The 11,255-nt window shown below is 69.8% G+C and carries 12 protein-coding genes; 5 read left to right on the top strand and 7 right to left on the bottom strand.

The features are described from left to right. The 5 genes from tkt to VOI19_RS05850 all read left to right on the top strand — a co-directional run. Positions 1 to 1,939: transketolase (gene tkt, locus VOI19_RS05870; RefSeq protein ID WP_323792025.1), on the top strand; the 1,939-nt coding region annotated here is incomplete at its 5' end. Positions 1,940 to 1,983: 44 nt separating this feature from the next. Beyond that, on the top strand, positions 1,984 to 3,090 hold the full coding sequence (gene tal, locus VOI19_RS05865; RefSeq protein ID WP_323792024.1) for a transaldolase: 1,107 nt from the start codon (positions 1,984 to 1,986) through the stop codon (positions 3,088 to 3,090). Beyond that, the gene (pgi, locus tag VOI19_RS05860) at positions 3,087 to 4,760 is read left to right on the top strand and encodes a glucose-6-phosphate isomerase (protein ID WP_323792023.1); all 1,674 of its coding nucleotides are present in this window, start codon (positions 3,087 to 3,089) and stop codon (positions 4,758 to 4,760) included. The genes tal and pgi overlap by 4 nt, the downstream gene beginning before the upstream one ends. Further along, positions 4,760 to 5,479, top strand: a complete 720-nt coding sequence (gene pgl, locus VOI19_RS05855) for a 6-phosphogluconolactonase (RefSeq protein ID WP_323792022.1) — start codon at positions 4,760 to 4,762, stop codon at positions 5,477 to 5,479. The genes pgi and pgl overlap by 1 nt, the downstream gene beginning before the upstream one ends. 164 nt (positions 5,480 to 5,643) lie before the next feature. Next, positions 5,644 to 6,609 carry a hypothetical protein gene (locus VOI19_RS05850; RefSeq protein ID WP_323792021.1) on the top strand — a complete coding sequence of 322 codons (966 nt, stop codon included), beginning with the start codon at positions 5,644 to 5,646 and terminating at the stop codon, positions 6,607 to 6,609. A gap of 87 nt (positions 6,610 to 6,696) precedes the next feature. Here the strand turns inward: VOI19_RS05850 and VOI19_RS05845 are convergent, their stop codons facing one another. The 7 genes from VOI19_RS05845 to VOI19_RS05815 all read right to left on the bottom strand — a co-directional run. Beyond that, positions 6,697 to 7,056 carry an RNA polymerase-binding protein RbpA gene (locus VOI19_RS05845; protein ID WP_323792020.1) on the bottom strand — a complete coding sequence of 120 codons (360 nt, stop codon included), beginning with the start codon at positions 7,054 to 7,056 and terminating at the stop codon, positions 6,697 to 6,699. A gap of 83 nt (positions 7,057 to 7,139) precedes the next feature. Beyond that, positions 7,140 to 7,370, bottom strand: a complete 231-nt coding sequence (secG, locus tag VOI19_RS05840) for a preprotein translocase subunit SecG (protein ID WP_323792019.1) — start codon at positions 7,368 to 7,370, stop codon at positions 7,140 to 7,142. 31 nt (positions 7,371 to 7,401) lie between these two features. After that, positions 7,402 to 8,205, bottom strand: a complete 804-nt coding sequence (tpiA, locus tag VOI19_RS05835; RefSeq protein ID WP_323792018.1) for a triose-phosphate isomerase — start codon at positions 8,203 to 8,205, stop codon at positions 7,402 to 7,404. 4 nt (positions 8,206 to 8,209) lie between these two features. Then, positions 8,210 to 9,427 (bottom strand): phosphoglycerate kinase, encoded by a 1,218-nt coding sequence (locus VOI19_RS05830; RefSeq protein ID WP_323792017.1) that lies wholly within the window; start codon positions 9,425 to 9,427, stop codon positions 8,210 to 8,212. Position 9,428: 1 nt separating this feature from the next. Continuing rightward, positions 9,429 to 10,436, bottom strand: a complete 1,008-nt coding sequence (gene gap / locus VOI19_RS05825) for a type I glyceraldehyde-3-phosphate dehydrogenase (RefSeq protein ID WP_323792016.1) — start codon at positions 10,434 to 10,436, stop codon at positions 9,429 to 9,431. Between the two features lie 141 nt (positions 10,437 to 10,577). Then, positions 10,578 to 11,039 carry a maleylpyruvate isomerase N-terminal domain-containing protein gene (locus VOI19_RS05820; protein ID WP_323792015.1) on the bottom strand — a complete coding sequence of 154 codons (462 nt, stop codon included), beginning with the start codon at positions 11,037 to 11,039 and terminating at the stop codon, positions 10,578 to 10,580. Between the two features lie 8 nt (positions 11,040 to 11,047). Continuing rightward, positions 11,048 to 11,255: helix-turn-helix domain-containing protein (locus tag VOI19_RS05815; protein ID WP_323792014.1), on the bottom strand; the 208-nt coding region annotated here is incomplete at its 5' end.

Genomic DNA, 11,255 nt, shown 5'->3' with positions numbered 1-11,255 from the left:
TCTTCCGATCTGGATCGCGCGCGACCGCTTCGTCCTGTCGTGCGGACACTCCAGCATCACTCTCTACACCCAGCTCTACCTCGGGGGCTTCGGCCTCGAGCTCAGCGACATCGAGTCGCTGCGCACGTGGGGCTCCAAGACCCCCGGCCACCCCGAGCTCGGCCACACCGCCGGCGTCGAGGTCACGACCGGTCCCCTGGGCCAGGGCGTCGCCAACGCTGTCGGCATGGCCATGTCGGCGCGCCGCGTCCACGGCCTGCTCGACCCCGACGCCGCTCCCGGCGAGGGCCTCTTCGACCACCACGTCTACGGCATCTGCTCCGACGGCGACCTGCAGGAGGGCGTGAGCGGCGAGGCCAGCTCGATCGCCGGCACCCAGCAGCTCGGCAACCTGACGATGATCTACGACCGCAACCGGATCTCGATCGAGGGCGACACCGACATCGCCTTCACCGAGGACGTCCCGGCTCGCTACGAGTCCTACGGCTGGCACGTGCAGGTCGTCGACTGGACCAACGGCGGCACCGACTACCGCGAGGACGTCCCGGCGCTCCACGAGGCGATCCGCAAGGCCGCCGAGGTCACCGACAAGCCCTCGATGATCGTGCTCGACACCGTCATCGCCTGGCCCGCCCCCAACGCCCAGGGCACCGAGGCCGCCCACGGCAGCGCCCTGGGGGCCGAGGAGGTCGCCGCGACCAAGGAGATCCTCGGCTGGGACCCCGAGAAGCACTTCGAGGTGGCCGAGGACGTCCTGGCCCACACCCGCTCGCTGCGTGAGCGCGGGGCGGCGTGGGGCTCCGAGTGGGACGAGAAGCACGCTGCCTGGGCGGCCGCCAACCCCGAGAAGGCCGAGCTGCTGCGCCGACTCAAGGAGCGCAGCCTGCCCGACGGTCTCGTCGCCGCGCTGCCGACCTTCGAGGCCGACGCCAAGGGCGTCGCGACCCGGTCGGCGTCCGGCAAGGTGATCAACGCCCTCGCCCCGCTGCTCCCCGAGCTGTGGGGAGGATCGGCCGACTTGGCCGGATCCAACAACACCACGATCAAGGACGTCCCCTCGTTCGTGCCCGAGGGTCGATCGACCGACGACTGGAACGGCGATGCCTTCCACGGCCGGGTCCTGCACTTCGGGATCCGCGAGCACGGCATGGGCGCGACCATGAACGGCATCGCGGCCGACCGGCTCACTCGCGTCTTCGGCGGCACCTTCCTGGTGTTCTCCGACTACATGCGTGGCGCGGTGCGCGTGGCGGCGCTGAGCCGGCTGCCCGTCACCTACGTCTGGACCCACGACTCCATCGGCCTGGGCGAGGACGGCCCCACGCACCAGCCCATCGAGCACCTCGCCTCGCTGCGCGCGATGCCGGGCCTGGACGTCGTCCGTCCGGCGGACGCCAATGAGACCGCAGCGGTCTGGGCGGCCATCCTCGGCCACACCGACCGCCCCTCGGCGCTGGCCCTGACCCGTCAGAACGTGCCGGTCTTCCCGCGCGGCATCGACGAGGAGACCGGCGAGCACTGGGCCGGTCTCGAGGACGTGGCCAAGGGCGGCTACGTGCTCGTCGACGCCCCCGACGGCGCCCCGGACGTCGTCCTCATGGGCACCGGCTCCGAGGTCCAGCTCGCCGTCCAGGCGCGCGACCTGCTCGCCGCCGACGGCATCAAGGCCCGCGTGGTGTCGCTGCCCTGCCTGGAGTGGTTCGACGCCCAGGACCAGGCCTACCGCGACAAGGTCCTGCCGCCCACCGTCAAGGCCCGGGTCTCGGTCGAGGCCGGGGTCAAGCAGGGCTGGCGCGAGTACGTCGGCGACCAGGGCCGCATCGTCTCGATCGACCACTTCGGCGCGTCGGCCGACTTCTCGCGCCTCTACGACGAGTTCGGCCTCACCGCCGAGGCCGTCGCCACCGCCGCTCGCGACAGCATCGCTGCCGGCGCCTGAGCGGCGTACCCCACGACCATCCAGCACCGATCTCAGGAGTTCTCATGACCGACCGGCTCAAGACACTCGCCGATGCAGGCGTCTCCATCTGGCTCGATGACCTCTCACGGGAGCGGATCGAGTCCGGCAACCTCGCCTCCCTGGTGGAGGAGTCCTCCGTGGTCGGGGTCACGACCAACCCGACGATCTTCGCCGGGGCGATCGCCGAGGGCGAGCGCTACGACGAGCAGGTACGCCAGCTGGTAGCCGACGACAAGGGCGTCGACGAGGTGATCTTCGAGCTCACCACCGAGGACGTCCGCAACGCCTGCGACATCCTCGCCCCGGTCGCGGCATCGACCAAGGACGACGGTCGGGTCTCGATCGAGGTCGAGCCCGACCTCGCCCACGACACCGAGGCCACGATCGCCTCGGCGCAGGCCCTGTGGTCGGCGGTCGATCGCGAGAACGTCCTGATCAAGATCCCCGCCACCCAGGCCGGGATGGCCGCCATCACCGCAGTGGTGGCGCAGGGCATCAGCGTCAACGTCACGCTGATCTTCTCCCTCGAGCGCTACCGCGCCGTGATGGATGCCTACCTGACCGGTCTCGAGCAGGCCCGCGACAACGGACTCGACCTGTCGCGGATCCGTTCGGTGGCATCCTTCTTCATCTCCCGCGTCGACTCGGAGGTCGACAAGCGGCTCGAGGCGATCGGCACCGACGACGCCCTGGCCCTGCGCGGCAAGGCCGCGATCGCCAACGCGCGAGTCGCCTACGCAGCCTTCGCCGAGATCGCCGGCTCCGACCGCTGGGGCATCCTGGCCGACGCCGGAGCCAACGCCCAGCGGCCGCTGTGGGCCTCGACGGGTGTGAAGAATTCTGAGTACCCCGACACCCTCTACGTCAGCGAGCTCGTCGTGGCCGACACGGTCAACACCATGCCGGAGAAGACGATGCAGGCCTTCGCCGACCACGGTGAGGTCGAAGGTGACAAGGTCACCGGTCGCGGTGGCGCCGCCCAGTCGATCCTCGACCAGATCGCCGCTGCCGGCGTCGACTGGACCGACGTGATGCTCGCGCTGGAGAACGAGGGCGTCGACAAGTTCATCGCCTCCTGGCACGAGCTCGTCGATACGGTGAAGGCGCAGATGGAGAAGCAGGGCTCATGACCGGCGGACCGGTCGACCCCACCACGACGTCGGCCTGGTCCGACCTCGCGGACCTGGCCGAGTCACTCGAGCCGGACCTGCGTGCCTGGTTCGCCGAGGACGACGGCCGGGTCGAGCGGCTCAGCCTGACGGCCGCCGACCTGTGGGTCGACCTGTCGAAGAACCTCGTCGACGACGCCGTCGTGGCGGCCCTGCTGGCCCTGGCCGAGCAGACCGACGTGCTGGATCACCGCGACGCGATGTATGCCGGTGAGCACGTCAACGTCACCGAGGACCGCGCCGTCCTGCACACCGCGTTGCGGCTGCCGGCCGACGCCTCCCTGGAGGTCGACGGGCAGGACGTCGTCGACGACGTCCACTCCACCCTCGCCGAGGTCTACGACTTCGCCGAGCGAGTGCGGTCGGGCGCGTGGGTCGGGATCACCGGCCAGCGCATCCGCACGGTCGTCAACATCGGGATCGGCGGGTCCGACCTGGGCCCGGTGATGGCCTACGAGGCGCTGGCGGCCTACCGCCAGTCCGGGCTCGAGTGCCGGTTCATCAGCAACATCGACCCCACCGACACCAGCACCACCCTGGAGGGGCTCGACCCCGAGACCACGCTGTTCATCGTGGCCAGCAAGACCTTCGGCACGCTCGAGACCCTCACCAACGCCCGGCTGTGCCGCACCTGGCTGATCGCGGGTCTGCGCGGCTCCGGGGCGCTCGGCCCCGACACCGAGGACCGCGTCGCGGTGTCGCGTCACTTCGCAGCGGTGTCGACTGCCCTCGACAAGGTCGCCGACTTCGGGATCGACCCGGCCAACGCGTTCGGCTTCTGGGACTGGGTGGGGGGCCGCTACTCCCTCGACTCCGCCATCGGCACCTCGCTGGTCGTGGCGATCGGTCCCGAGCGCTTCGCCGAGTTCCTCGCCGGCATGCATGCGATGGACGAGCACTTCCGCACCGCTCCCCCGGCCGAGAACGTGCCGCTGCTGATGGGCCTGCTCAACGTCTGGTACACCAACTTCCTCGGCGCCCAGTCGCACGCCGTCCTCCCCTACGCCCAGCTGCTGCACCGCTTCCCGGCGTACCTCCAGCAGCTGACCATGGAGTCCAACGGCAAGAGCGTGCGCTGGGACGGCACCCCGGTCACCTCCGGCACCGGTGAGATCTTCTGGGGCGAGCCCGGCACCAACGGGCAGCACGCGTTCTACCAGCTGCTCCACCAGGGCACCCAGCTGGTCCCGGCCGACTTCATCGCCGTTGCCAACCCGGCCTACGGGCTCGCGGACGGCGACGCCGACGTGCACGAGCTGTTCCTGGCCAACTTCTTCGCCCAGACGCAGGCGCTGGCGTTCGGCAAGACCGCCGACGAGGTGCGAGCCGAGGGCGCCGACGAGGCCGTCGTGCCGGCTCGGACGTTCGAGGGCAACAACCCCACGACGTCCATCATGGCTCCCGAGCTGAGCCCGTCCGTGCTCGGCCAGCTGATCGCGCTCTACGAGCACATCACCTTCGTGCAGGGCGCGGTGTGGGGCATCGACAGCTTCGACCAGTGGGGCGTCGAGCTCGGCAAGCAGCTCGCGCAGGCGCTGAGTCCTGCGGTCGCCGGCGACGCCGAGGTCGCAGCCGAGCAGGACGCCTCGACACAGTCGCTGATCGCCTACTACCGAAAGCACCGCCGCTGATGAGCACTCCTCGGGTTGAGGTCCACCCGGACGCGACGACGCTCGCCACCTCGGTCGCCGGCGAGCTGATCGCCCGTCTCGAGGCCGCGCAGGCGTCGGGTCGGGTGCCGCACATCGTCGTCACCGGAGGCACCATCGCTGACGCGATCCACCACGAGGTCGCGCGGCTCTCGCCCGGCAGCGACGTCGACTGGAGCCGGGTGGTGGTGTGGTTCGGCGACGAGCGGTTCGTCGCCCCGGACTCCCCCGACCGCAACGGTCTCCAGGGCCGACGCGCGTTCCTCGACGCGGTCGGAGATCCACAGGTGCACGAGATGCCCTCCACGGCCGACGCGGACGACGTCCACGCCGGCGCAGCGGTCTACGCCGCGACGCTGCGAGAGCACGGCGCGGAGACGTTCGACATCCTGATGCTCGGCATCGGACCCGACGCCCATGTCGCCTCCCTCTTCCCCGGCCACGAGGGCCTGGCCGCCGATGGCCCGACGGTCGGGGTGGTGGGCTCGCCCAAGCCGCCTCCGGAGCGCATCAGTCTGACCTTCGAGACGCTCAACCGCGCCGAGTCGGTCTGGTTCCTCGCCAGCGGTGACAGCAAGGCCGAGGCCGTCGCCGCCTCGCTCGCCGCCGAGGGCTCCGTGACCGACACCCCCGCCCGCGGGGTGACCGGTCGCGACGAGACCATCTGGTTCCTCGACCAGCCCGCCGCTGCCCACCTCTGATGCCGAGTCGGCGCGAGTACGCGCCGACTCGGCGCAGCGGCTATCGGTGAGTCGGCGCGAGTACGCGCCGACTCGGCGTCCACAGGAGAGGCAACTCGGGTCTTTGTCCACAGGCCGATCGGCGGTCCCTTGCCCGAGGTCCGTCCATGGCCGAGCCTCGGCGCATGACGCGACTCGACCTCCCCCGCCGGTTCCTCGACTCCTCCTCGCCGCTTCCTCTGGACGTTCCCTTCACCGCCGCGACGGCCGGCGCGGAGGGTGTCACGGGGCACCGGCTGACCTGGCTCACGCAGCAGGGCTACCTCAGGAGGCTGATCAAGGGCGTCTACGTCTCCCAGCATGTGCCCGACTCGACGGCGCTGCGCTGCGCGGCCCTTGGCCTGGTCGTGCCCGAGGACTGCGTCATCGTCGATCGTCACGCCGGCTGGCTGCACGGCGCAGAGATGGTGCTTGCTCCTAACGAGCACATCAACCTGCAACCGATCTCCGTCTTTCGACCGTCCGGCATGGGCAGGCTCCGCAACGGACTGGTCGACAGCGGCGAGCGCAACCTGCTCGACCGCGACATCACCGAGCTGAACGGGCTCCGGGTCGCCACGCCCCTGCGCACCGCCTGTGACCTGGGGCGCGTGCGCTGGACTGACCGTGGCATCGCCGGCCTCGACGCGATGCTCCGGCTCGGCGTCTTCGGCCACGTCGAGCTGCTCGCGGAGGTCGAGCGCTACAGAGGCATGCGCTGGGTGCGGACGCTCCGCGTGCTGGCGCCTCTGGCCGACGGGCGTGCGGAGTCCCCCGGTGAGTCGGTGCTGCGACTGCACTGGATCGGGGCCGGTCTCCCCACGCCCGAGCCGCAGTTCATCGTCTGGCGGAGTGGTCGCATCCTCGCCATCATCGATCTGGCCAGCGGCGCGATCTGCTACGCGGCGGAGTACGACGGTCGGGAATGGCACTCGAGCCCCGAGCAGGTGGAGCACGACCTCGAACGACGCGGCGAGCTCAGGAGCGAGGGTTGGGTGATCGACGTCTTCGAGTGCGACGACCTCTTCAGCCCTCACTGCGACCCCCAGGCACGGCTCCGCGCCGGGGCCCGAGAGGCCGCGCTGCGGCTCGGGATCTCGCTCGCGAGCTGACCTCCACCGGCCCCGTCATCGCCGAGTCGGCGCGTAGACGCGCGAGTCGGCGCGTAGACGCGCCGACTCACGATCAGGCGGGAACGATCAGAAGATGACGTCGCCGGACTTGCGGCGCGAGCGGAGGAGGGCGATGGCCTCGTCGAGGATGACCTCGGCCTCCTTGTCGGAGCGACGCTCCTTCACGTAGGCCAGGTGGGTCTTGTAGGGCTCGATCTTCGGCGCGGGCGGCGGGTTGTCGGAGTCGACGGACGCCGGCAGGCCGCACTTGGGGCAGTCCCACGTCTCGGGGACGGTGGCCTCGACCGAGAACGTGATCACCGACCGGTGCTCGTGGGAGCAGAAGTAGGTCACTGCCTGACGTGGGGCAGCGTCGCCGCGCTCGGCCTCGCCCATCGGACCAGCACCGACCCGGCTACCGCGGATGGCGTTTCCTCCACCAGCCATAGAGATGTCTCCTCAGGAAAGTCGTCGTACGTGGGGATGTCGCTGAGAGCCCGAGCCGTCAGAGTCAGGGGATGTCAGGAACTTCAGTACGCCTTCAACAGACCGAGGGCGATGACGACGGCGAACCAGATGATGCCGACGCCGATCGTGAAACGGTCCAGGTTGCGCTCGGCGACCGAGGATCCGCCTAGCGAGCTGGACACCCCGCCACCGAACATGTCGGACAGCCCGCCTCCACGACCCTTGTGCAGGAGCACCAGAAGGATCATGACGAGGCTGGCTGTGATGAGCAGGATGGTGAAGAGGAGTTCCACGGTGCGAGATCCTACGTCAGAGGTGTGATGGTCAGAGGGTCGGCATGTCGTAGAAGCGACAGATGCCGCCGAATTCGTCGGCCTGGAGGCTCGCGCCGCCCACCAGAGCGCCGTCGACGTCGTCCTTGGCCATGATCCCGGCCACGTTCGCAGCCTTCACCGAGCCGCCGTAGAGCACGCGCAGCGCCTCTGCGGCGTCATCGCCGTGCAGCTCGCGCACCCGGCCCCGGATCGCCCCGCAGACCTCCTGGGCGTCCTCGGGGGTTGCCACCTCGCCCGTGCCGATGGCCCACACCGGCTCGTAGGCGACGACGAGGGCGCCGACCTGCTCCGCGGTGAACCCGGCGAGCGAGCCCTCGACCTGAGCCAGCGTGTAGGCGACGTGCTCGCCGGCCTTGCGGACCTCGAGGCCCTCCCCGACGCACACGATGGGCGTCATCGAGGCAGCAACGGTCTTGTGGGCCTTGGCGTTGACGAGCTCGTCGGTCTCGGCGTGGAGCTCACGCCGCTCGGAGTGACCCACGACCACGTAGGTGCAGCCGAGCTTGGCCAGCATCGAGGCGGAGATCTCGCCGGTGTAGGCGCCGGAGTCCTGCGCCGAGACGTCCTGAGCGCCGTACTTGAGCGACAGCTTGTCGCCGTCGACCATCGTCTGCACCGAACGCAGGTCGGTGAACGGCGGGACCACCACGACCTCGACCTTGGCGTAGTCGTGGCGCTTGTCGGAGAGCGTCCAGGCAAGCTTCTGCACGAGCAGAGCGGCTTCCTGGTGGTTGAGGTTCATCTTCCAGTTCCCCGCCATGAGCGGGACGCGCTGGGTGCGAGCAGGTGCCATGTCTTCAGTCCTCCAGGACAGTGATGCCGGGCAGTTCCTTGCCCTCGAGATACTCCAGGCTGGCTCCACCGCCGGTGGAGATGTGTCCGAACGCGGCCTCGTCGAAGCCGAGCGCGCGCACGGCAGCGGCGGAGTCTCCCCCACCGACCACCGAGAGCCCGTCGATCCCCACCAGCGCCCGGGCGACCGCCCGCGTGCCGTCGGAGAACTCCGGGACCTCGAACACGCCCATCGGGCCGTTCCAGAACACCGTCTTGGCGTCGGCGAGCGCCGCAGCGAAGTCGGCGCCGGAGCCGGGACCGATGTCGAGCCCGAGGCAGTCGGCCGGGATCGCCTCGGCCGAGACGACGCGGGGCTGCGGCGTCGTGTCGCCCGTGGGGAAGGCGGTGTCGACCACGATGTCGCCGGGCAGCAGGATCTGCACGCCCGACTCCTCCGCGCGCTTGAGGTAGGCGCGACAGACCTCGAGCTGGTCCTCCTCGAGCAGGCTCTTGCCGACCTCGTGGCCGAGAGCGGCGAGGAAGGTGAAGACCATGCCGCCGCCGATGAGCAGCTTGTCGGCCTTGCCGAGGAGGTTGTCGATGACGCCGAGCTTGTCGGAGACCTTCGAGCCGCCGAGGACGACGACGTACGGACGGGCCGGCTCGACGGTCAGCCGGCGCAGCACCTCGATCTCGGTCGCCACGAGCCCGCCCATGGCGTGCGGCAGGCGCTGAGCCACGTCGTACACGCTCGCCTGCTTGCGGTGGACGACCCCGAAGCCGTCGGAGACGAAGGCGTCGGCCAACGCCGCGAGCTCGTCGGCGAAGGCGCCGCGCTCAGCATCGTCCTTGCTGGTCTCACCGGCGTTGAAACGGACGTTCTCGAGCAGCGCGACCTCGCCGTCGGCAAGGTCGCCCACCGTCTGGGTCGCGGACTCCCCCACCGTGTCGGTGGCGAAGGCGACCGGCGCGCCGAGAAGCTCGGCAAGACGCGTGGCCACCGGGGCGAGCGAGTAACGCTCCTCCGGAGCGCCCTTGGGGCGCCCGAGGTGCGCGGTCACGACGACCCGTGCACCGGCCTCGGCCAGCGCACGGATCGTCGGGAGGCTCGCACGGATGCGGCCGTCGTCGGTGATGGTCGTGCCGTCGAGCGGGACGTTCAGGTCCGAGCGGACCAGGACGCGCTTCCCGGCGACTCCGCCGCCGATCAGGTCATCGAGTGTCGTGGAGTCGCCGGACACGTCAGAGAGTCTCGCCGATGTGGGCGATCAGGTCGGCGAGGCGGTTGGAGTAGCCCCACTCGTTGTCGTACCAGCCGACGACCTTGACCTGGTTGCCGATGACCTTGGTCAGCGGCGCGTCGAAGATGCACGACGCCGGGTCGGTGACGATGTCGGAGGAGACGATCGGGTCGGTGGAGTAGCGCAGGAAACGACCGTCGGCCGCCTTCTCGATGATCGCGTTGACCTCCTCGACCGTGGTCTCGCGGCCGGCCTCGAAGGTGAGGTCGGTGGCGGAGCCGGTGGGGACGGGCACGCGCAGCGCGTAGCCGTCGAGCTTGCCCTTGAGCTCGGGCATGACCAGCGCGATCGCCTTGGCGGCACCGGTCGAGGTCGGGACGACGTTGAGGGCCGCTGCCCGGGCGCGACGCAGGTCCTTGTGGATGTTGTCCTGGAGGTTCTGGTCGGCGGTGTAGGCGTGGATCGTGGTCATCAGACCCTTGACGATGCCGAGCTCGTCGTGGAGGGCCTTCGCCATCGGGGCCAGGCAGTTGGTCGTGCACGAGGCGTTGGAGATCACCGTGTGCTGCGCCGGGTCGTAGTCGGTGTGGTTGACACCCATCACGATCGTGATGTCCTCGTTGGACGCGGGCGCCGAGATGATGACCTTCTTGGCACCGCCGTCGATGTGGGCGCGCGCCTTGGTGGCGTCGGTGAAGAAGCCGGTGGACTCCACGACGATGTCGACGTCGAGGTCGCCCCACTTGAGGTTGGCCGGGTCACGCTCGGCGAACGCGGCGATGCGCTGGTCGCCGACCATGATCGCGTCGTCGGTGGCCGACACGTCGGCGTCGAGACGACCGAGGATCGAGTCGTACTTCAGCAGGTGGGCGAGGACGGCGTTGTCGGTGAGGTCGTTGACCCCGACGATCTCGATGTCCAGACCTTCGGTCTGCTGGAGGGCCCGAATGGCCCGGAAGAAGTTGCGGCCGATTCGGCCGAAGCCGTTGATACCAACGCGAACGGTCACTGCTATTGCTCCTGAGCTCGACTGAGGTGGGCTGCGGTGACCCTATCGCTCGCAGGCCCGACGGAGAACGCACGTCCCGCGGTACGTGCCGGTAACCCTGATGAAACGACCGATCGCACCTTCTGGGACCGCTGGATCCGTCTACTCGCTCGGCACCCGCGCGTCGCGGCCGTACAGGGCCAGCACGCTGGCTTCCCGCCCGACGTCGGTGGAGACCAGCATCAGGTCGAAGGCGCCGTCGGCGTAGAGCTGCTCCCCCGCGTCGACGGCGAACGCCAGGAGGAAGTCGAGGGTGACGTCGTCGAGGCTGCCGACCATCCCGCGGGCGCGGGCGATGTCCCAGCCGTGCAGGATCAGCTCGATCGCATCCAGGATCGCCCGGGGCTGCTTGGTCAGGTGCTCCTCGTAGACGGCGATGACGTCGGCGCTGTCGGTGACCACCCCGTGGGCGCTCAGCACGGCCTCGTGGTTGTCGGCCACGTGGGTGAGCACGTCGGAGACCGTCCAACCGGGGCACGACGGCACCGGGAGCATCAGCTCGGCACTGGTCAGCTGGGCGGTCGCGGCGCGAAACAACGTCGCGCCTCGGGCATAGGCGGTCATGACGGGTGCTAGTCGTCCTCGGCGAGCATCTCGGGGGTCAGGGAGGACTCGGTGTCGGGGATGCCGAGGTCGGCAGCCCGCTTGTCGGCCATGGCCAGCAGCCGGCGGATCCGACCGGCAATGGCGTCCTTCGTGAGCACCGGGTCGTGGAGCTGGCCCAGCTCTTCGAGGGAGGCCTGCTTGTGCTCGAGGCGCAAGGTGCCGGCCATCCGCAGG

It is taken from the genome of Nocardioides sp., from assembly GCF_034670285.1.
Taxonomy (GTDB): Bacteria; Actinomycetota; Actinomycetes; order Propionibacteriales; family Nocardioidaceae; genus Nocardioides.
Note: the sequence above shows the minus strand (reverse complement) of the source record. Positions and strands in the feature narration are given on the sequence as shown.